This is a genomic window from Enterobacter cloacae complex sp. ECC445 (genome assembly GCF_021892025.1).
In the GTDB taxonomy this organism is placed as follows: Bacteria; Pseudomonadota; Gammaproteobacteria; order Enterobacterales; family Enterobacteriaceae; genus Enterobacter; species Enterobacter chengduensis.
The window spans coordinates 9,887-26,355 of sequence record NZ_JAKLRZ010000046.1; the positions used below are offsets into that span (position 1 = coordinate 9,887).

The 16,469-nt window shown below is 50.4% G+C and carries 33 protein-coding genes and 1 pseudogene; 1 reads left to right on the top strand and 33 read right to left on the bottom strand.

What is annotated here, in order from left to right; all coding sequences use genetic code 11:
* Nucleotides 1–28: 28 nt before the first annotated feature.
* From zntR to rpsJ, 30 genes are all read right to left on the bottom strand, one after another.
* Nucleotides 29–454: a Zn(2+)-responsive transcriptional regulator gene (gene zntR, locus L6R44_RS23790; RefSeq protein ID WP_237425600.1), complete on the bottom strand. Its 426-nt coding sequence runs from the start codon at nucleotides 452–454 to the stop codon at nucleotides 29–31.
* A 2-nt stretch (nucleotides 455–456) separates the two neighbouring features.
* Nucleotides 457–825, bottom strand: a complete 369-nt coding sequence (locus L6R44_RS23795) for a DUF1992 domain-containing protein (RefSeq protein ID WP_237425601.1) — start codon at nucleotides 823–825, stop codon at nucleotides 457–459.
* A 107-nt stretch (nucleotides 826–932) separates the two neighbouring features.
* Nucleotides 933–1,316: a 50S ribosomal protein L17 gene (gene rplQ, locus L6R44_RS23800; protein WP_001216368.1), complete on the bottom strand. Its 384-nt coding sequence runs from the start codon at nucleotides 1,314–1,316 to the stop codon at nucleotides 933–935.
* Nucleotides 1,317–1,356: 40 nt separating this feature from the next.
* Nucleotides 1,357–2,346: a DNA-directed RNA polymerase subunit alpha gene (locus tag L6R44_RS23805; protein ID WP_002919219.1), complete on the bottom strand. Its 990-nt coding sequence runs from the start codon at nucleotides 2,344–2,346 to the stop codon at nucleotides 1,357–1,359.
* Between the two features lie 25 nt (nucleotides 2,347–2,371).
* The gene (gene rpsD / locus L6R44_RS23810) at nucleotides 2,372–2,992 is read right to left on the bottom strand and encodes a 30S ribosomal protein S4 (protein ID WP_004868345.1); all 621 of its coding nucleotides are present in this window, start codon (nucleotides 2,990–2,992) and stop codon (nucleotides 2,372–2,374) included.
* Between the two features lie 33 nt (nucleotides 2,993–3,025).
* Complete coding sequence (rpsK, locus tag L6R44_RS23815) at nucleotides 3,026–3,415, bottom strand: 30S ribosomal protein S11 (protein WP_003863312.1); 390 nt, start codon at nucleotides 3,413–3,415, stop codon at nucleotides 3,026–3,028.
* Nucleotides 3,416–3,431: 16 nt separating this feature from the next.
* A complete protein-coding gene (gene rpsM, locus L6R44_RS23820; protein WP_003863308.1) occupies nucleotides 3,432–3,788 on the bottom strand; it encodes a 30S ribosomal protein S13 in 357 nt (118 codons plus the stop codon).
* A 146-nt stretch (nucleotides 3,789–3,934) separates the two neighbouring features.
* Nucleotides 3,935–4,051 (bottom strand): 50S ribosomal protein L36, encoded by a 117-nt coding sequence (gene rpmJ / locus L6R44_RS23825; RefSeq protein ID WP_000868187.1) that lies wholly within the window; start codon nucleotides 4,049–4,051, stop codon nucleotides 3,935–3,937.
* A gap of 31 nt (nucleotides 4,052–4,082) precedes the next feature.
* Complete coding sequence (gene secY / locus L6R44_RS23830) at nucleotides 4,083–5,414, bottom strand: preprotein translocase subunit SecY (protein ID WP_003863305.1); 1,332 nt, start codon at nucleotides 5,412–5,414, stop codon at nucleotides 4,083–4,085.
* 7 nt (nucleotides 5,415–5,421) lie between these two features.
* On the bottom strand, nucleotides 5,422–5,856 hold the full coding sequence (gene rplO, locus L6R44_RS23835; RefSeq protein WP_003863304.1) for a 50S ribosomal protein L15: 435 nt from the start codon (nucleotides 5,854–5,856) through the stop codon (nucleotides 5,422–5,424).
* Between the two features lie 3 nt (nucleotides 5,857–5,859).
* On the bottom strand, nucleotides 5,860–6,039 hold the full coding sequence (gene rpmD / locus L6R44_RS23840; protein ID WP_003863301.1) for a 50S ribosomal protein L30: 180 nt from the start codon (nucleotides 6,037–6,039) through the stop codon (nucleotides 5,860–5,862).
* Between the two features lie 6 nt (nucleotides 6,040–6,045).
* Nucleotides 6,046–6,546, bottom strand: coding sequence for a 30S ribosomal protein S5 (rpsE, locus tag L6R44_RS23845; RefSeq protein WP_003863299.1), 501 nt, complete (start codon nucleotides 6,544–6,546; stop codon nucleotides 6,046–6,048).
* A 14-nt stretch (nucleotides 6,547–6,560) separates the two neighbouring features.
* Nucleotides 6,561–6,914: a 50S ribosomal protein L18 gene (gene rplR / locus L6R44_RS23850; protein WP_003863297.1), complete on the bottom strand. Its 354-nt coding sequence runs from the start codon at nucleotides 6,912–6,914 to the stop codon at nucleotides 6,561–6,563.
* 9 nt (nucleotides 6,915–6,923) lie between these two features.
* Nucleotides 6,924–7,457 carry a 50S ribosomal protein L6 gene (rplF, locus tag L6R44_RS23855; RefSeq protein ID WP_003863296.1) on the bottom strand — a complete coding sequence of 178 codons (534 nt, stop codon included), beginning with the start codon at nucleotides 7,455–7,457 and terminating at the stop codon, nucleotides 6,924–6,926.
* A gap of 12 nt (nucleotides 7,458–7,469) precedes the next feature.
* On the bottom strand, nucleotides 7,470–7,862 hold the full coding sequence (rpsH, locus tag L6R44_RS23860) for a 30S ribosomal protein S8 (RefSeq protein WP_006178918.1): 393 nt from the start codon (nucleotides 7,860–7,862) through the stop codon (nucleotides 7,470–7,472).
* A 30-nt stretch (nucleotides 7,863–7,892) separates the two neighbouring features.
* A complete protein-coding gene (rpsN, locus tag L6R44_RS23865; protein WP_003863291.1) occupies nucleotides 7,893–8,198 on the bottom strand; it encodes a 30S ribosomal protein S14 in 306 nt (101 codons plus the stop codon).
* Nucleotides 8,199–8,212: 14 nt separating this feature from the next.
* On the bottom strand, nucleotides 8,213–8,752 hold the full coding sequence (gene rplE, locus L6R44_RS23870) for a 50S ribosomal protein L5 (RefSeq protein ID WP_001096202.1): 540 nt from the start codon (nucleotides 8,750–8,752) through the stop codon (nucleotides 8,213–8,215).
* Nucleotides 8,753–8,766: 14 nt separating this feature from the next.
* The gene (gene rplX, locus L6R44_RS23875) at nucleotides 8,767–9,081 is read right to left on the bottom strand and encodes a 50S ribosomal protein L24 (protein ID WP_003863287.1); all 315 of its coding nucleotides are present in this window, start codon (nucleotides 9,079–9,081) and stop codon (nucleotides 8,767–8,769) included.
* A gap of 10 nt (nucleotides 9,082–9,091) precedes the next feature.
* On the bottom strand, nucleotides 9,092–9,463 hold the full coding sequence (gene rplN / locus L6R44_RS23880; protein ID WP_002919748.1) for a 50S ribosomal protein L14: 372 nt from the start codon (nucleotides 9,461–9,463) through the stop codon (nucleotides 9,092–9,094).
* Nucleotides 9,464–9,629: 166 nt separating this feature from the next.
* Nucleotides 9,630–9,884 carry a 30S ribosomal protein S17 gene (rpsQ, locus tag L6R44_RS23885; protein ID WP_008503489.1) on the bottom strand — a complete coding sequence of 85 codons (255 nt, stop codon included), beginning with the start codon at nucleotides 9,882–9,884 and terminating at the stop codon, nucleotides 9,630–9,632.
* On the bottom strand, nucleotides 9,884–10,075 hold the full coding sequence (rpmC, locus tag L6R44_RS23890; RefSeq protein ID WP_003863282.1) for a 50S ribosomal protein L29: 192 nt from the start codon (nucleotides 10,073–10,075) through the stop codon (nucleotides 9,884–9,886). Before rpmC ends, rpsQ begins: the two co-directional genes overlap by 1 nt.
* On the bottom strand, nucleotides 10,075–10,485 hold the full coding sequence (rplP, locus tag L6R44_RS23895) for a 50S ribosomal protein L16 (RefSeq protein ID WP_002919759.1): 411 nt from the start codon (nucleotides 10,483–10,485) through the stop codon (nucleotides 10,075–10,077). Before rplP ends, rpmC begins: the two co-directional genes overlap by 1 nt.
* Nucleotides 10,486–10,497: 12 nt before the next feature.
* The gene (gene rpsC / locus L6R44_RS23900; protein WP_000529945.1) at nucleotides 10,498–11,199 is read right to left on the bottom strand and encodes a 30S ribosomal protein S3; all 702 of its coding nucleotides are present in this window, start codon (nucleotides 11,197–11,199) and stop codon (nucleotides 10,498–10,500) included.
* A gap of 17 nt (nucleotides 11,200–11,216) precedes the next feature.
* Nucleotides 11,217–11,549 carry a 50S ribosomal protein L22 gene (gene rplV / locus L6R44_RS23905; RefSeq protein ID WP_002919773.1) on the bottom strand — a complete coding sequence of 111 codons (333 nt, stop codon included), beginning with the start codon at nucleotides 11,547–11,549 and terminating at the stop codon, nucleotides 11,217–11,219.
* A 14-nt stretch (nucleotides 11,550–11,563) separates the two neighbouring features.
* Nucleotides 11,564–11,842, bottom strand: a complete 279-nt coding sequence (gene rpsS / locus L6R44_RS23910) for a 30S ribosomal protein S19 (protein ID WP_001138117.1) — start codon at nucleotides 11,840–11,842, stop codon at nucleotides 11,564–11,566.
* Nucleotides 11,843–11,858: 16 nt separating this feature from the next.
* The gene (rplB, locus tag L6R44_RS23915) at nucleotides 11,859–12,680 is read right to left on the bottom strand and encodes a 50S ribosomal protein L2 (protein WP_008457150.1); all 822 of its coding nucleotides are present in this window, start codon (nucleotides 12,678–12,680) and stop codon (nucleotides 11,859–11,861) included.
* A 17-nt stretch (nucleotides 12,681–12,697) separates the two neighbouring features.
* On the bottom strand, nucleotides 12,698–13,000 hold the full coding sequence (rplW, locus tag L6R44_RS23920; RefSeq protein WP_000617546.1) for a 50S ribosomal protein L23: 303 nt from the start codon (nucleotides 12,998–13,000) through the stop codon (nucleotides 12,698–12,700).
* The gene (gene rplD / locus L6R44_RS23925) at nucleotides 12,997–13,602 is read right to left on the bottom strand and encodes a 50S ribosomal protein L4 (protein WP_000424395.1); all 606 of its coding nucleotides are present in this window, start codon (nucleotides 13,600–13,602) and stop codon (nucleotides 12,997–12,999) included. The genes rplW and rplD overlap by 4 nt, the downstream gene beginning before the upstream one ends.
* Nucleotides 13,603–13,612: 10 nt before the next feature.
* Entirely contained in the window at nucleotides 13,613–14,242 is a 630-nt protein-coding gene (rplC, locus tag L6R44_RS23930; RefSeq protein WP_003863274.1) for a 50S ribosomal protein L3, read from the bottom strand.
* Nucleotides 14,243–14,274: 32 nt separating this feature from the next.
* Nucleotides 14,275–14,586, bottom strand: a complete 312-nt coding sequence (gene rpsJ, locus L6R44_RS23935; protein WP_001181005.1) for a 30S ribosomal protein S10 — start codon at nucleotides 14,584–14,586, stop codon at nucleotides 14,275–14,277.
* Between the two features lie 380 nt (nucleotides 14,587–14,966).
* On the opposite strand from rpsJ, the gene L6R44_RS23940 reads away from it, so the two are divergent.
* The gene (locus L6R44_RS23940; RefSeq protein ID WP_237425602.1) at nucleotides 14,967–15,440 is read left to right on the top strand and encodes a prepilin peptidase; all 474 of its coding nucleotides are present in this window, start codon (nucleotides 14,967–14,969) and stop codon (nucleotides 15,438–15,440) included.
* Here the strand turns inward: L6R44_RS23940 and bfr are convergent.
* The 3 genes and pseudogenes from bfr to tuf form a co-directional block, all read right to left on the bottom strand.
* Complete coding sequence (bfr, locus tag L6R44_RS23945; RefSeq protein WP_237425603.1) at nucleotides 15,424–15,900, bottom strand: bacterioferritin; 477 nt, start codon at nucleotides 15,898–15,900, stop codon at nucleotides 15,424–15,426. The two genes, L6R44_RS23940 and bfr, sit on opposite strands and share 17 nt — an antisense overlap.
* A gap of 72 nt (nucleotides 15,901–15,972) precedes the next feature.
* Nucleotides 15,973–16,167: a bacterioferritin-associated ferredoxin gene (gene bfd / locus L6R44_RS23950; protein ID WP_008503493.1), complete on the bottom strand. Its 195-nt coding sequence runs from the start codon at nucleotides 16,165–16,167 to the stop codon at nucleotides 15,973–15,975.
* A 179-nt stretch (nucleotides 16,168–16,346) separates the two neighbouring features.
* Nucleotides 16,347–16,469 (bottom strand): annotated as a pseudogene (tuf, locus tag L6R44_RS23955) (elongation factor Tu); the annotation flags it as partial.

A 16,469-nucleotide genomic window follows, 5' to 3' on the forward strand; every position in this document is an offset into this window, starting at 1 on the left:
GGGAGTCTAGACCCGGATGAACTAAAAATCAACAACCCTGCGTTTCTCCACTCGCTCCCTGTTCAAGGGCTTCGAGAATTGAACAGTAAATACTGCTGTGGGCCGTACCGCAGCAGGCATCATTCAGTCTTTGCAGAGAGCGCTGCATGCTTTGCAGCTCCTGAATGCGCGCTTCAACTTCATCCAGCCGGGCCTGTACAATGCTTTTAGATTCCTGGCAGGTGTGATGTTCCGGATCGATGCGGATCGACAGCAATTCGCGGATCGAATCCAGCGTAAAACCGAGCTGACGCGCGTAACGTATAAACCGCAGGCGCTGCAGGTCGTTATCGTTGTAAAGGCGAAAGCCACCCTCAGTCCGGACTTCGTGGTCGATCATCTGCTGCTTTTCGTAATATCGGATGGTATCTGGCGTGACGTTCGCGAGCTTTGCAAGTTCACCTATACGGTACATAACTACTCCTCGTTAATTTTTCGCAACACGCTTTCACCGTATTCCCCCCGCAGAAAGTCAGTGTTCAATCCAGCCTGACGCAGCTTAAGTTCAATCAGGGCGAGACGTCGACGAAATTCAGAATGTCGTGGATCGTCCTGCCGGATCCCTTTAAGCAGATCGGCCAGTTCAATAGCCTCTCTACGCTGCTCAAGCTCCGGAGGAAGACAGCCTGCATTTTTCAGTAAACGGTATCCGGCCCGCAGTTCAGGCGCAATGTGTGAGTCATCTTCAAGCACAAGGGGTTCTCCGCAACCCGGAAGATCGTCAAATTCACCTTTTTGTTGGGCATCGCGAATATGGCGTTCTGCCCACTGGTCGATCAACCACATGACTGGCTCCCGGGGATGAACAGAATTAATACAAACATTGTAGAGAAGTGGGGATACTGCGGATATAAAAAAACCCGCCGAAGCGGGTTTTTTTACGTTACTGCAGATTACTCTGCAGCAGCTTCTGCTTTCTCTGAACGATCAACCAGCTCGATGTAAGCCATCGGCGCGTTGTCGCCTGCACGGAAACCACACTTCAGAATGCGAGTGTAACCACCGGCACGGCTCGCGAAACGCGGGCCCAGTTCGTTAAACAGTTTTGCCACGATCTCGTTATCACGAGTACGGGCGAATGCCAGACGACGATTAGCAACGCTGTCAGTCTTGGCAAGAGTAATCAGCGGCTCAACTACGCGACGCAGCTCTTTCGCTTTAGGCAGGGTCGTCTTGATGATCTCATGACGAACCAGTGAACCTGCCATGTTGCGGAACATAGCCTGGCGATGGCTGCTGTTGCGGTTCAGTTGACGACCACTCTTACGATGGCGCATGACCTTATCCTTCTCAGTAAAACCTTAACCTGTGATCCGGTTACTCGTCAGCAATGCTTGCCGGTGGCCAGTTTTCCAGGCGCATGCCCAGAGACAGACCACGTGAAGCCAGCACGTCTTTAATCTCAGTAAGAGATTTTTTACCCAGGTTCGGCGTTTTCAGCAACTCAACCTCGGTACGCTGTACCAGATCACCGATATAGTGGATAGCTTCTGCCTTGAGGCAGTTAGCAGAGCGGACAGTCAATTCGAGATCGTCAACAGGGCGCAGCAGGATCGGATCGAATTCTGGTTTCTCTTCTTTCACTTCCGGCTGACGTACATCACGTAAGTCAACGAAAGCTTCCAGTTGTTCTGCCAGGATGGTCGCCGCACGACGAATCGCCTCTTCAGGATCGATTGTGCCGTTGGTTTCCATTTCGATGACCAGCTTGTCCAGGTCGGTACGCTGTTCTACACGCGCTGCTTCAACATTGTAGGCAATACGCTCTACAGGGCTGTAGCATGCGTCGACCAGCAGACGGCCGATTGGGCGCTCATCTTCTTCCGAATGAATTCGGGCAGAAGCCGGCACATAACCACGACCGCGCTGAACTTTGATACGCATGCTAATCGCTGCGTTCTCATCGGTCAGGTGGCAGATCACGTGCTGCGGCTTGACGATTTCAACATCACCGTCGTGGGTGATGTCGGCTGCAGTCACAGGGCCAATGCCAGATTTATTCAGAGTAAGAATAACTTCATCTTTACCCTGAACTCTCACCGCCAGCCCTTTCAGGTTGAGCAGGATTTCAAGGATATCTTCCTGAACGCCTTCTTTGGTGCTGTACTCATGAAGTACACCATCAATCTCAACCTCGGTCACCGCGCAACCCGGCATCGATGAGAGCAGAATACGGCGCAGTGCGTTACCCAGAGTATGGCCAAAGCCACGCTCTAAAGGCTCAAGGGTCACCTTGGCGTGCGTCGAACTCACTTGCTCGATATCTACCAGGCGCGGTTTTAGAAACTCTGTCACAGAACCCTGCATTGTGTCCTCTCTTTGGTACTAAGCTTTACTTGGAGTAAAGCTCGACGATCAGGTGTTCGTTAATGTCCGCAGACAGATCAGAACGTTCTGGCTGACGCTTGAACGTACCTTCCATCTTGCCAGCATCAACTTCCAGCCAGGTTGGCTTTTCACGCTGCTCAGCCAGCTCCAGAGCGGCCTTCACGCGAGATTGCTTTTTCGCTTTCTCACGAATGCTAACAACGTCATTCGCTTTAACCTGATAAGAAGCGATGTTAACAACACGACCGTTTACCATGATTGCTTTGTGGCTAACCAGCTGACGTGATTCAGCACGAGTAGCGCCGAAGCCCATACGGTATACAACGTTGTCCAGACGACCTTCCAGCAGAGCCAGCAGGTTTTCACCCGTGTTGCCTTTCAGACGTGCTGCTTCTTTATAGTAGTTACGGAACTGACGCTCCAGCACACCGTACATACGGCGAACTTTTTGCTTTTCACGCAACTGCACACCATAGTCAGACAGACGCGGTTTACGCGCACCGTGCTGGCCAGGAGCTTGTTCAATTTTACACTTGGTATCGATCGCGCGAACGCCAGACTTAAGGAATAAGTCGGTGCCCTCACGACGGCTCAGCTTGAGCTTAGGACCCAAATATCTTGCCATTTTCTATCTCCAACTAACCTAAAAAACGGAGCGTTATACGCGACGTTTTTTCGGCGGACGACAACCGTTATGAGGGATCGGAGTCACATCAGTAATATTCGTGATGCGGAAACCAGCGGCGTTCAGAGCGCGAACAGTAGATTCACGACCCGGACCCGGACCTTTAACCATAACTTCCAGATTCTTGATGCCGTATTCTTTTACGGCTTCTGCGCAACGCTCTGCTGCAACCTGAGCTGCGAACGGAGTGGATTTGCGAGAACCACGGAAACCGGAACCACCGGCTGTTGCCCAACCCAATGCGTTACCCTGACGATCAGTAATAGTAACGATGGTGTTGTTGAAAGAAGCATGGATATGAGCCACGCCGTCAGAGACTTGTTTTCTTACACGTTTACGTGCACGAACTGGTGCCTTTGCCATTATTCAATCACCCCGATTATTTCTTGATCGGTTTGCGCGGACCCTTACGGGTACGTGCGTTGGTCTTAGTACGCTGACCGCGCACTGGCAGACCACGACGATGACGCAAACCGCGATAGCAACCAAGATCCATCAGGCGCTTGATGCTCATGCTGATTTCACGGCGCAGATCACCTTCAACGACAAATTTGGCAACTTCGTCACGCAGCGTGTCGATTTGTTCTTCAGACAGCTCACTGATCTTAACATCTTCAGCGATACCCGCTGCAGCCAGAATGGCTTTAGAACGGGTCTTGCCGACGCCGTAGATCGAAGTTAATGCGATCACAGCATGTTTCTGATCAGGAATGTTAATGCCTGCTATACGGGCCACTATGCACTCCTACTATTTAATATGTACGCACCATGCTGAAAAGCCCGTTTTCAGGATACTCAAATGGAAACGTACAGACATACAAAAGATTGGCTGGCTAATCTAGCCAGCTCAACCCAACTTTGCAAGAAAAATATGCGAAATAATCAGCCTTGGCGCTGTTTATGCTTCGGCTCGGCACTGCAAATCACACGGATGACACCATCACGCTTAACGATTTTGCAGTTACGGCATAATTTCTTGACGGAAGCACGAACTTTCATTTTTACTCTCCGTAACTTCTCAGGCGACCATTTAGCGGCCGTAGCCTTTCAGGTTCGCCTTCTTCAATGCAGACTCATACTGACTGGACATCATCAGAGTTTGCACTTGAGCCATAAAGTCCATAATCACGACAACAACGATAAGCAGTGAGGTCCCACCGAAGTAGAACGGTACTTTCATTGCATCACGCATGAACTCCGGGATCAGGCAGATAAAAGTAATATAGAGCGCACCAACCAAAGTCAGGCGGGTCATTACTTTATCGATATACTTCGCCGTTTGCTCTCCCGGACGAATTCCTGGTACAAATGCACCGGACTTCTTCAGGTTATCTGCTGTTTCACGCGGGTTGAAGACCAACGCCGTGTAGAAGAAACAGAAGAAGATGATCGCAGACGCATAGAGTAACACATAAAGTGGTTGCCCAGGCTGCAAATACAGCGAAATTGTTGTCAGCCAGTTCCAACCAGTACCGCCCCCGAACCATGACGCGATGGTTGCCGGGAACAGAATAATACTGGAAGCGAAGATAGCCGGGATAACCCCCGCCATGTTCACTTTCAGCGGTAAATGTGTGCTCTGTGCAGCATAGACACGACGACCCTGCTGACGTTTAGCGTAGTTCACCACAATGCGGCGTTGACCACGTTCAACGAAGACAACAAAGAACGTCACTGCAAATACTAATACTGCAACCAACAGCAACAGGAGGAAGTGCAGGTCGCCTTGACGCGCTTGCTCGATAGTGTGGGCGATGGCTGGCGGGAGGCCCGCAACAATACCGGCGAAGATAATGATTGAGATACCGTTACCGATACCACGCTCAGTAATCTGTTCGCCGAGCCACATCAGGAACATTGTCCCTGTGACCAGACTTACAACAGCGGTGAAGTAGAATGCAAAGCCCGGATTTAACACCAGGCCCTGCATACCAGGCATATTCGGCAGACCGGTAGCAATACCGATCGACTGGAATATTGCCAGCACCAGAGTACCGTAACGGGTGTACTGACTAATCTTACGACGTCCAGACTCCCCTTCTTTCTTCAACTCTGCCAGGGCCGGATGAACGACCGTCAGCAGCTGGATAATAATAGATGCCGAAATGTACGGCATAATACCCAGTGCGAAGATAGAAGCACGGCTGAGAGCACCACCAGAGAACATGTTGAACATTTCAATGATGGTGCCTCGCTGTTGCTCAAGCAGTTTGGCAAGTACAGCGGCATCGATACCAGGGATCGGAATAAAAGAGCCAATACGGAACACAATCAGCGCGCCGATAACAAACAGCAGTCTGCGTTTCAGCTCGCCAAATCCACCTTTGGCACTTTGAAAATCTAATCCCGGTTGCTTAGCCATCTGCTACTTATTCCTCAATTTTACCGCCAGCAGCTTCGATAGCAGCACGAGCACCTTTAGTAACACGCAGGCCACGAACAGTTACCGGAGTAGAAACTTCACCAGCCAGGATCACTTTCGCGAACTCGATCTGGATACCGATAATGTTTGCTGCTTTCAGCGTGTTCAGGTCTACAACGCCGCCTTCAACTTTCGCCAGGTCAGACAGACGGATTTCCGCTGTAATCGCTGCTTTGCGAGAGGTGAAGCCGAACTTCGGCAGACGACGGTACAGTGGCATCTGGCCACCCTCGAAACCGCGACGTACGCCACCGCCAGAACGAGAGTTCTGACCTTTGTGACCACGACCACCGGTTTTGCCGAGGCCAGAACCGATACCACGACCCAGGCGTTTACCCGCCTTTTTAGAGCCTTCGGCCGGAGACAGAGTATTTAAACGCATCTCTTACTCCTCAACTTTAACCATGAAGTAAACCGCGTTGACCATACCACGAACAGCAGGAGTATCCTCGCGCTCAACGGTATGACCAATACGACGCAGACCCAGGCCAAGCAGCGTTGCCTTGTGTTTCGGCAGACGACCGATTGCACTGCGGGTTTGAGTGATTTTAATAGTCTTTGCCATGGTCAATTACCCCAGAATTTCTTCAACGGATTTACCACGCTTGGCAGCGACCATTTCTGGAGAATTCATATTTTCCAGGCCATCAATAGTTGCACGAACCACGTTGATCGGGTTGGTGGAACCATATGCTTTGGCCAGAACGTTATGAACCCCAGCAACTTCCAGAACGGCGCGCATTGCACCACCGGCGATGATACCGGTACCTTCTGAAGCTGGCTGCATGAATACACGAGAACCCGTGTGAACACCTTTAACTGGGTGCTGCAGGGTGCCGTTGTTCAGCGCGACGTTAATCATATTGCGACGGGCTTTTTCCATCGCTTTCTGGATCGCTGCTGGAACTTCACGCGCTTTACCGTAACCAAAACCAACGCGACCGTTACCATCGCCTACTACAGTCAGAGCTGTGAAGGAGAAAATACGACCACCTTTAACGGTTTTAGATACGCGGTTTACCGCGATCAGCTTTTCCTGCAGTTCGCCAGCCTGTTTTTCGATGTGAGCCATCTTACACCTCTACCTTAGAACTGAAGGCCAGCTTCACGGGCAGCATCTGCCAGTGCCTGGACACGACCATGATATTGGAACCCGGAACGGTCAAAGGAAACATTGCTGATGCCTTTTTCCAGAGCGCGTTCAGCAACAGCTTTACCTACAGCTGCAGCGGCGTCTTTGTTACCGGTGTACTTCAATTGTTCTGAGATAGCTTTTTCTACAGTAGAAGCAGCTACCAGAACTTCAGAACCGTTCGGTGCAATTACCTGTGCGTAAATATGACGCGGGGTACGATGTACCACCAGGCGAGTTGCACCCAGCTCTTTGAGCTTGCGGCGTGCGCGGGTCGCACGACGGATACGAGCAGATTTCTTATCCATAGTGTTACCTTACTTCTTCTTAGCCTCTTTGGTACGCACGACTTCGTCGGCGTAACGAACACCCTTGCCTTTGTAAGGCTCAGGACGACGGTAGGCGCGCAGATCTGCTGCAACCTGACCGATCAGCTGTTTATCAGCGCCTTTCAGCACGATTTCAGTTTGAGTCGGGCATTCTGCAGTGATACCGGCCGGCAGCGGATGCTCAACAGGGTGTGAGAAGCCCAGAGACAGGCCTACTGCATTCCCTTTGATAGCTGCACGATAACCTACACCAACCAGCTGAAGCTTTTTAGTGAAGCCTTCGGTAACACCAACAACCATTGAGTTCAGCAGGGCACGCGCGGTACCAGCCTGAGCCCATCCATCCACGAAACCATCACGTGGACCGAAGGTCAGAGCGTTATCTGCATGTTTAACTTCAACAGCTTTGTTGAGGGTACGAGTCAGCTCGCCGTTTTTACCTTTGATCGTAATAACCTGACCGTCGATTTTTACATCAACGCCGGCAGGAATAACGACCGGTGCTTTAGCAACACGAGACATTCTTTCCTCCGATTAGGCTACGTAGCAGATAATTTCGCCACCAAGACCAGCCTGGCGCGCTGCACGATCAGTCATAACACCTTTAGAGGTAGAAACAACTGCGATACCAAGACCAGCCATAACTTTTGGCAGCTCATCTTTTTTCTTATAGATGCGCAGGCCTGGGCGGCTGACACGCTGAATGCTTTCTACAACAGCTTTACCCTGGAAATACTTGAGAGTAAGTTCCAGTTCCGGCTTGGTGTCGCCTTCAACTTTAAAATCTTCGATAAAACCTTCTTCCTTCAGCACGTTGGCAATTGCCACTTTCAGCTTGGCGGAAGGCATGGTGACCGCAACTTTGTTCGCGGCCTGACCGTTACGGATACGGGTCAGCATATCCGCGATCGGATCTTGCATGCTCATCTGTCTTTACTCCCGTGATTCAATTGGTAATTACCAGCTAGCCTTTTTCAAGCCTGGCACTTCACCGCGCATGGCGGCTTCACGCAGTTTGATACGGCTCAACCCAAACTTGCCCACATAACCATGTGGACGACCTGTTTGACGACAGCGGTTACGCTGACGAGACGGGCTGGAATCACGCGGCAGAGACTGCAGCTTGAGAACCGCATTCCAACGATCTTCGTCGGAAGCGTTCACATCAGAAATGATCGCTTTCAGTTCAGCGCGTTTAGCGAAGAATTTATCAGCTAAAGCTACGCGCTTTACTTCGCGTGCTTTCATTGATTGCTTAGCCATTCAGTAACCCTACCTTACTTGCGGAACGGGAAGTCAAAGGCAGCCAGCAGAGCACGGCCTTCTTCGTCAGATTTCGCAGTAGTGGTAATGGTAATATCCAAACCACGCACGCGGTCGACTTTATCGTAGTCGATTTCTGGGAAGATGATCTGCTCACGGACACCCATGCTGTAGTTACCACGACCGTCGAAAGACTTAGCGGACAAGCCACGGAAGTCACGGATACGTGGAACAGCAATAGTGATCAGGCGCTCAAAGAACTCCCACATGCGTTCGCCACGCAGAGTTACTTTACAGCCGATCGGATAGCCCTGACGGATTTTGAAGCCTGCAACAGATTTGCGTGCTTTGGTGATCAGCGGTTTTTGACCGGAGATTGCTGTCAGGTCAGCTGCTGCGTTATCCAGCAGTTTCTTGTCAGCGATCGCTTCACCAACACCCATGTTCAGGGTGATCTTCTCGACCCGAGGGACTTGCATGACAGAATTGTAGTTAAACTCGGTCATGAGTTTCTTAACTACTTCGTCTTTGTAGTAATCATGCAGTTTCGCCATCGTACTACTCCAAATTACTTGATAGTTTCGCTGTTAGACTTGAAGAAACGGACTTTTTTGCCGTCTTCGAATCTAAAGCCTACACGGTCAGCCTTGCCGGTAGCCGCATTGAAGATTGCAACGTTAGAAACCTGAATAGCAGCTTCTTTTTCAACGATGCCACCTGGTTGGTTCAGGGCCGGAACCGGCTTCTGATGTTTCTTAACCAGGTTGATACCTTCAACGACAAGTTTGCCGGAAGACAGAACATTTTTTACTTTACCGCGTTTACCTTTATCTTTACCGGTTAACACGATAACTTCGTCATCACGACGGATTTTCGCTGCCATGATTCGCTCCTTAGAGTACTTCTGGTGCCAGAGAGATAATTTTCATGAACTTCTCAGTACGAAGTTCACGAGTTACCGGCCCAAAGATACGCGTGCCGATAGGCTGCTCGCTGTTATTGTTTAAAATAACGCATGCATTACCATCGAAGCGAATGACAGAACCGTCAGGGCGACGAACACCCTTCTTGGTGCGCACCACTACCGCCTTCAGCACATCACCTTTTTTGACCTTACCACGTGGAATTGCTTCCTTGATGGTGATCTTGATGATGTCGCCTACGCCTGCGTAGCGACGGTGCGAGCCACCCAGAACCTTGATACACATTACGCGACGTGCACCGGAGTTGTCGGCGACGTTCAGCATAGTCTGTTCTTGGATCATTTTAGTGCTCCGCTAATGTCAACTACTACCTGAGACTCTAAAATCAGAGCCGTTAAAAAGCCCCATATCGAGGGCGCGGCATTATAACACCGCTTCTGCAATATGGGTAGAAAAAATAAACGGCTCATCGCTGAGCCGTTTATTCGTATTGAGAAGGCGTACTGTATTACAGAACCGCTTTCTCTACAACGCGAACCAGCGTCCAGGACTTAGTCTTGGACAGTGGACGGCATTCACGGATTTCAACCTTGTCGCCGATACCACATTCGTTGTTCTCGTCATGTACGTGCAGTTTGGTCGTACGCTTGATGAATTTACCGTAGATCGGGTGTTTCACAATACGTTCGATAGCTACAACAATGGATTTCTCCATTTTGTCGCTAACAACACGACCTTGCAGAGTACGGATTTTATCGGTCATTACGCACCCGCCTTCTGAGTCAGTAAAGTCTTAACGCGTGCAACATTGCGACGCACTTGCTTCAGCAGGTGAGTCTGTTGCAGCTGGCCACTTGCAGCCTGCATACGCAGGTTGAACTGCTCACGCAGCAGGTTCAGCAGCTCAGCGTTCAGCTCTTCAACGCTTTTTTCACGCAGCTCTTTTGCTTTCATTACATCACCGTCTTAGTTACAAAGGTGGTTTTGATAGGCAGTTTCGCTGCTGCCAGGCCGAAGGCTTCACGGGCCAGCTCTTCCGGAACACCGTCCATTTCATAAAGGACTTTGCCCGGTTGGATCAAGGCAACCCAGTACTCCACGTTACCTTTACCTTTACCCATACGAACTTCCAGCGGCTTCTCGGTAATTGGTTTGTCCGGGAATACACGGATCCAAATTTTACCTTGACGCTTAACTGCACGGGTCATTGCACGACGTGCTGCTTCGATCTGACGTGCAGTCAGACGACCACGGCCAACAGCTTTCAGACCGAAAGTGCCGAAGCTAACATCCGTACCCTGCGCCAGACCACGGTTGCGGCCTTTGTGCACTTTACGGAATTTTGTACGCTTTGGTTGTAACATCAGCGACGCTCCTTATTTACGGCCTTTACGCTGCTGCTTTTTAGGTTGAGCAGCCGGTTTTTCCGGTTGTTCAACAGCAGCCATACCACCCAGGATCTCACCTTTGAAGATCCATACCTTAACGCCGATTACACCGTAAGTGGTGTGCGCTTCAGAGGTGTTGTAGTCGATGTCAGCACGCAGAGTGTGCAGCGGTACGCGACCTTCACGGTACCATTCGGTACGTGCGATTTCCGCGCCGCCCAGACGGCCGCTAACTTCAACTTTGATACCTTTAGCGCCCAGACGCATTGCGTTCTGTACAGCACGCTTCATAGCACGACGGAACATAACACGACGTTCCAGCTGAGAAGTGATGCTGTCAGCAACCAATTTAGCGTCCAGTTCAGGCTTACGAACTTCAGCGATATTGATCTGTGCAGGAACGCCAGCGATATCCGCTACGACCTTGCGCAGTTTTTCTACGTCTTCGCCTTTCTTACCGATAACGATGCCAGGACGAGCAGTGTGAATAGTCACACGGATGCTCTTCGCTGGACGCTCGATAACGATACGAGATACAGACGCTTTAGCCAGTTCCTTAGTCAGGTACTGACGTACTTTAAAATCGCTGTCCAGGTTGTCAGCGAATTCTTTGGTGTTCGCAAACCAGGTAGAGTTCCATGGTTTTACAATACCCAGGCGAATACCATTAGGATGTACTTTCTGACCCATTGCTAGTCTCCAGAGTCTCAGCGATCGGACACAACCACAGTAATGTGGCTGGTGCGCTTCAGGATGCGATCTGCACGACCTTTCGCACGCGGCATAATGCGCTTCATGCTTGGGCCTTCATCTACGAAAATTTTCGCGACTTTCAGATCGTCGATGTCAGCGCCATCGTTGTGTTCAGCGTTAGCAATGGCAGATTCCAGTACTTTCTTGACCAATACCGCAGCTTTCTTGTTGGTATAGGTCAGGATGTCCAGGGCCTGCGACACTTTCTTACCGCGAATCAGGTCAGCAACAAGGCGAACCTTCTGTGCAGAAGAACGAGCATGGCGATGTTGAGCTAAAGTTTCCATCTCTTCCTCCTACCTTATTTCTTCTTCGCTTTTTTATCAGCAGCGTGGCCGCGATAAGTACGAGTCGGTGCGAATTCACCCAGTTTGTGACCAACCATTTCGTCGGTAACAAAGACTGGAACGTGCTGACGACCATTATGGACAGCGATGGTCAAACCGATCATGTTAGGAAAGATCGTTGAACGACGGGACCAAGTGCGCAGGGGCTTCTTGTCTCCGCTTTCCACCGCTTTCTCTACCTTCTTCAGCAAGTGCAGGTCAATAAAAGGACCTTTCTTGAGAGAACGTGGCATGGCTTATCCTCTAAAATTATTTGCTACGGCGACGTACGATAAATTTATCAGTACGCTTGTTGCTGCGGGTCTTCTTACCTTTGGTCTGAACGCCCCACGGAGATACCGGGTGCTTACCAAAGTTACGACCTTCACCACCACCATGTGGGTGGTCGACTGGGTTCATCGCAGTACCGCGAACGGTAGGACGAACACCACGCCAGCGTGCAGCACCTGCTTTACCCAGAACGCGCAGCATATGCTCAGCATTGCCAACTTCGCCCAGAGTAGCGCGGCAGTCTGCTTCGACTTTACGCATTTCACCAGAACGCAGACGCAGGGTGACATAAGCACCATCACGCGCAACGATCTGAACGTAAGTACCCGCGGAACGCGCCAGCTGACCGCCTTTACCTGGTTTCATTTCTACGTTATGAACGGTAGAACCAACCGGGATATTGCGCATCGGCAGGGTGTTGCCTGCTTTGATTGCAGCATCAACGCCAGACTGAATCTGGTCGCCAGCTTTCAGGCCTTTAGGGGCCAGGATGTAACGGCGTTCGCCGTCTTTGTACAGAACCAGCGCGATGTTCGCGGAACGGTTCGGATCGTACTCAAGACGTTCAACAACTGCTGGGATACCGTCTTTGTTGCGTTTGAAGTCAACAATACGATAAGCCTGCTTGTGGCCACCACCGATGTGACGAGTGGTGATACGGCCATTGTTGTTACGACCACCGGATTTGCTGTTTTTTTCCAGCAACGGAGCAAAAGGTTTGCCCTTGTGCAGCTCAGGGTTAACCACTTTAACTACGTGGCGACGACCCGGAGATGTCGGTTTACATTTAACAACTGCCATTGTATTACTCCTCCGACTTACTCAGCGCCGCCAACGAAGTCCAGATTCTGGCCTTCTTTCAGGGTGACGTAAGCTTTTTTCCAGTCGCTACGACGACCGATACGCTGTCCGTGACGTTTAACTTTCCCTTTAACTACCAGGGTGTTAACGACTTCGACTTCGACTTCAAACAGTTTCTGCACAGCAGCTTTGATCTCTGCTTTGGTCGCGTCTTTAGCAACTTTGAGAACGATGGTGTTTGTTTTTTCCATCGCAGTAGACGCTTTTTCAGAAACGTGCGGTGCGCGAAGCACCTTCAGCAGACGTTCTTCACGAATCATGCCAGCATCTCCTCAACTTGCTTAACAGCATCAGCAGTCATTACGACTTTGTCGAAGGCGATCAGGCTAACCGGGTCGATACCAGTCGCATCGCGTACGTCAACCTTGTGCAGGTTACGTGCGGCCAGGAACAGGTTCTCGTCCAGCTCACCGGTGATGATCAGCACATCTTCCAGAGCCATGTCTTTCAGTTTCTGTGCCAGCAGCTTAGTTTTAGGCGCTTCAACAGAGAACTTCTCGACAACGATCAGACGATCCTGACGTACCAGTTCGGACAGGATGCTTTTCAGCGCGCCGCGGTACATCTTTTTGTTAACTTTTTGACTGTGGTCCTGTGGACGCGCAGCGAAGGTCACGCCACCTGAACGCCAGATCGGGCTCTTGATAGAACCTGAACGCGCACGGCCGGTACCTTTCTGGCGCCATGGCTTTTTGCCAGAACCAGTTACTTCAGCACGAGTCTTCTGAGCACGAGTACCCTGACGAGCACCAGCTGCATAAGCAACAACAACCTGGTGAACCAGCGCTTCGTTGAAATCACGACCGAAGGTAGTTTCGGAAACAGTCAGCGCGCTCTGCGCGTCTTTCAATACTAATTCCATTGCTATCCCCTTACGCCTTCACAGCTGGTTTAACGATCAGGTCGCTACCGGTTGCACCCGGAACTGCACCTTTAACCAGCAGCAGGTTGCGCTCAGCGTCAACACGTACTACGTCCAGGCTCTGAACGGTTACACGTTCGTTACCCAGCTGACCTGCCATTTTCTTGCCTTTGAACACTTTGCCCGGAGTCTGGTTCTGACCGATAGAACCCGGAACGCGGTGAGACAAGGAGTTACCGTGAGTAGCGTCCTGGGTACGGAAGTTCCAGCGCTTAACGGTACCAGCAAAACCTTTACCTTTAGAGGTACCGGTTACGTCAACTTTTTTAACGTCAGCAAACAGCTCAACGCTAATGTCCTGACCTACGGTGAACTCTTCGCCTTCAGCAAGACGGAATTCCCACAGACCACGGCCAGCTTCTACGCCAGCTTTAGCGAAGTGACCCGCTTCTGGTTTGGTTACACGGTTAGCTTTTTTAGCACCAGTGGTAACCTGAATAGCGCGGTAGCCATCGTTAGCCAGATCTTTAACCTGAGTAACGCGGTTTGCTTCAACTTCGATTACGGTTACTGGGATAGAAACGCCATCTTCAGTGAAGATGCGGGTCATACCCACTTTTTTACCGACTAAACCAATCATTGTTTCAACCTCTCAATCGCTCGATGACCTGATTAACCCAGGCTGATCTGCACGTCTACACCGGCAGCCAGATCCAGACGCATCAGAGCATCAACGGTTTTCTCAGTTGGCTCAACGATGTCAACCAGACGCTTGTGAGTGCGGATTTCGTACTGATCACGCGCGTCTTTGTTGACGTGCGGGGAGATCAGAACGGTGAAGCGCTCTTTGCGGGTCGGCAGCGGGATCGGACCACGGACTTGCGCACCAGTGCGCTTAGCAGTCTCGACGATTTCCGCGGTTGATTGATCGATCAGACGATGATCAAACGCTTTAAGGCGGATACGGATTCTTTGGTTCTGCATGAGACCAGAGCTCCAATTATTTTATAAACGAAAATGATTACTCCTCAAACCCATTACGATTGATGGGAGAGTGTAACCGTTCTTACGTAGCTCCCCAATTGGGAGCATTGTTGAGTAACAAAATGAGCTACTCTGGTTCTGATTGAACCCGCCGTCAATTACGACAAGCCCGCGCATTATACGTAAATCTGGGCAAGACGCAAGTGCCGTTTAGAAATTAAGCGCTATAGACGCAGGATGCGCAGGCGTGCGCAACGTGTTATGCAATTTTTCATGTACCAGTTCTTTGTTTCGAGCCGCTACGCAAGTGCGGCTTTTGTGCATTGCCGGGCAGGCCGAAAATGGCGAGTATGCGCTCAAACCCGTTTGAGGCCTTTTACATGCTTACCACCCTCCCCTTTCTGCTGCTCTATCTTTCACTGACAGCCTTATTGGTACATGCCGATATTCGCTCCGGTCTGCTTCCCGACAAATTTCTCTGCCCGCTACTATGGGCGGGACTGCTCTTTCAGCTCTGCCTCCACCCTGATTTTCTGCCGAGTGCGGTGGTGGGTGCGATGGCTGGATATGTTGGCTTTGCGGTTATTTATTGGGGGTATTGGTGTATCTGCCGGCGTGAAGGGATGGGATATGGCGATGTGAAATACCTGGCAGCGCTTGGTGCATGGCATGGCTGGTGCGTACTGCCCTCGCTGGCATTGCTCGCGGCGCTGATGGCGCTTCTATGCTTCCTTGTTTTTTCGTTAATCCGCCCTGATAAAAAGGCATTAAAAAACCCACTGCCTTTTGGGCCATTTCTGGCAGCAGCGGGTTTATGCGTAGGCTGGAAGACGTGGGTTATTCTTCCACTTTAATCTGCGACTGAAGATAGTTTTGCAGGCCGATTTTAGTAATAAGATCCAGCTCTGTTTCCAGCCAGTCAATATGACCTTCTTCATCAGCCAGGATCTGGATCATCATATCGCGGCTGACGTAGTCATGTACGCTGTCAGCATAGGCGATGGCTTCACGGAGATCTTTGGCGCCTTCAAGTTCCAATCTGAGGTCGGAGCGCAGCATCTCTTCGACATCTTCTCCGATGCCGAGCTTGCCGAGATCCTGCAGGTTTGGAATGCCTTCAAGGAATAGAATACGCTCGATATATTTATCGGCGTGTTTCATCTCATCGATCGATTCATGGTACTCAACGTCGTTTAAACGTTTGAGTCCCCAGTTTTTAAACATTCTCGCGTGAAGAAAGTACTGGTTGATTGCGACAAGCTCATTTCCCAATAATTTATTGAGATAACTTATGATTTTAACATCACCTTTCATTATATAGTCCCTCCGCTTCCACTCATTGAAGCGTAGATCGGGCTACAGGGATGTCAAAAAAAAGATGGGCGGTTAGGCGATCTCTTTGTATTCCGGGATCTGCATCAGTTCGTCCTGCATGATCTCTCTCGCAGCACGTACACATTTACCGCATTGATTTCCCACTGGAACAAATTTGCGAAGCTGCTGGAATGACTGGGGCTGAAACTGGCGAACGGCCTGACGTATTTTTTTGTCGCTTACACCATTACATAAACAAACGTACATAGAGACTCCCGTTCAAATTATGCGCAAAGTGTAAGTGAGAATGGTTATGATTACAATAGCACAAGCGCCAGAATACGGTGCGGGAGGAGGCAAAAAATGCGAAATTTTGTGACCAAACTTGAACAGCAGAAAACAAAAAAGGACGCCGAAGCGTCCTTTTTTTATTCAGGGATAATTAATTAGCCCAGAACTTTAGCAACAACGCCCGCGCCAACGGTACGGCCGCCTTCACGGATTGCGAAACGCAGACCGTCGTCCATCGCGATTGGGTGGATCAGAGTCACAACCATCTTGATGTTGTC

Bases quoted from the DNA above. Each gene is read 5' to 3' on its own strand.
- secY (WP_003863305.1), bottom strand. From the start codon at position 5,414: ATGGCTAAGCAACCGGGATTAGATTTTCAAAGTGCCAAAGGTGGATTT.
- rplD (WP_000424395.1), bottom strand. From the start codon at position 13,602: ATGGAATTAGTATTGAAAGACGCGCAGAGCGCGCTGACTGTTTCCGAA.
- rpsS (WP_001138117.1), bottom strand. From the start codon at position 11,842: ATGCCACGTTCTCTCAAGAAAGGTCCTTTTATTGACCTGCACTTGCTG.
- rpsD (WP_004868345.1), bottom strand. From the start codon at position 2,992: ATGGCAAGATATTTGGGTCCTAAGCTCAAGCTGAGCCGTCGTGAGGGC.
- rplR (WP_003863297.1), bottom strand. From the start codon at position 6,914: ATGGATAAGAAATCTGCTCGTATCCGTCGTGCGACCCGCGCACGCCGC.
- rpsE (WP_003863299.1), bottom strand. From the start codon at position 6,546: ATGGCTCACATCGAAAAACAGGCTGGCGAACTGCAGGAAAAGCTGATC.
- rpsH (WP_006178918.1), bottom strand. From the start codon at position 7,862: ATGAGCATGCAAGATCCGATCGCGGATATGCTGACCCGTATCCGTAAC.
- rpmJ (WP_000868187.1), bottom strand. From the start codon at position 4,051: ATGAAAGTTCGTGCTTCCGTCAAGAAATTATGCCGTAACTGCAAAATC.
- rplB (WP_008457150.1), bottom strand. From the start codon at position 12,680: ATGGCAGTTGTTAAATGTAAACCGACATCTCCGGGTCGTCGCCACGTA.
- rpsJ (WP_001181005.1), bottom strand. From the start codon at position 14,586: ATGCAGAACCAAAGAATCCGTATCCGCCTTAAAGCGTTTGATCATCGT.
- L6R44_RS23940 (WP_237425602.1), top strand. From the start codon at position 14,967: ATGCTTACCACCCTCCCCTTTCTGCTGCTCTATCTTTCACTGACAGCC.
- rplP (WP_002919759.1), bottom strand. From the start codon at position 10,485: ATGTTACAACCAAAGCGTACAAAATTCCGTAAAGTGCACAAAGGCCGC.
- bfd (WP_008503493.1), bottom strand. From the start codon at position 16,167: ATGTACGTTTGTTTATGTAATGGTGTAAGCGACAAAAAAATACGTCAG.
- rplE (WP_001096202.1), bottom strand. From the start codon at position 8,752: ATGGCGAAACTGCATGATTACTACAAAGACGAAGTAGTTAAGAAACTC.
- rpsK (WP_003863312.1), bottom strand. From the start codon at position 3,415: ATGGCAAAGGCACCAGTTCGTGCACGTAAACGTGTAAGAAAACAAGTC.
- rpmC (WP_003863282.1), bottom strand. From the start codon at position 10,075: ATGAAAGCAAAAGAGCTGCGTGAAAAAAGCGTTGAAGAGCTGAACGCT.
- rplF (WP_003863296.1), bottom strand. From the start codon at position 7,457: ATGTCTCGTGTTGCTAAAGCACCGGTCGTTATTCCTGCCGGCGTTGAT.
- rplW (WP_000617546.1), bottom strand. From the start codon at position 13,000: ATGATTCGTGAAGAACGTCTGCTGAAGGTGCTTCGCGCACCGCACGTT.
- zntR (WP_237425600.1), bottom strand. From the start codon at position 454: ATGTACCGTATAGGTGAACTTGCAAAGCTCGCGAACGTCACGCCAGAT.
- rplX (WP_003863287.1), bottom strand. From the start codon at position 9,081: ATGGCAGCGAAAATCCGTCGTGATGACGAAGTTATCGTGTTAACCGGT.
- rplQ (WP_001216368.1), bottom strand. From the start codon at position 1,316: ATGCGCCATCGTAAGAGTGGTCGTCAACTGAACCGCAACAGCAGCCAT.
- rpsQ (WP_008503489.1), bottom strand. From the start codon at position 9,884: ATGACCGATAAAATCCGTACTCTGCAAGGTCGTGTTGTTAGCGACAAA.
- L6R44_RS23805 (WP_002919219.1), bottom strand. From the start codon at position 2,346: ATGCAGGGTTCTGTGACAGAGTTTCTAAAACCGCGCCTGGTAGATATC.
- L6R44_RS23795 (WP_237425601.1), bottom strand. From the start codon at position 825: ATGTGGTTGATCGACCAGTGGGCAGAACGCCATATTCGCGATGCCCAA.
- rpmD (WP_003863301.1), bottom strand. From the start codon at position 6,039: ATGGCAAAGACTATTAAAATCACTCAAACCCGCAGTGCAATCGGTCGT.
- rpsC (WP_000529945.1), bottom strand. From the start codon at position 11,199: ATGGGTCAGAAAGTACATCCTAATGGTATTCGCCTGGGTATTGTAAAA.
- rplV (WP_002919773.1), bottom strand. From the start codon at position 11,549: ATGGAAACTTTAGCTCAACATCGCCATGCTCGTTCTTCTGCACAGAAG.
- rplN (WP_002919748.1), bottom strand. From the start codon at position 9,463: ATGATCCAAGAACAGACTATGCTGAACGTCGCCGACAACTCCGGTGCA.
- rpsN (WP_003863291.1), bottom strand. From the start codon at position 8,198: ATGGCTAAGCAATCAATGAAAGCACGCGAAGTAAAGCGCGTAGCTTTA.
- rplO (WP_003863304.1), bottom strand. From the start codon at position 5,856: ATGCGTTTAAATACTCTGTCTCCGGCCGAAGGCTCTAAAAAGGCGGGT.
- rplC (WP_003863274.1), bottom strand. From the start codon at position 14,242: ATGATTGGTTTAGTCGGTAAAAAAGTGGGTATGACCCGCATCTTCACT.
- bfr (WP_237425603.1), bottom strand. From the start codon at position 15,900: ATGAAAGGTGATGTTAAAATCATAAGTTATCTCAATAAATTATTGGGA.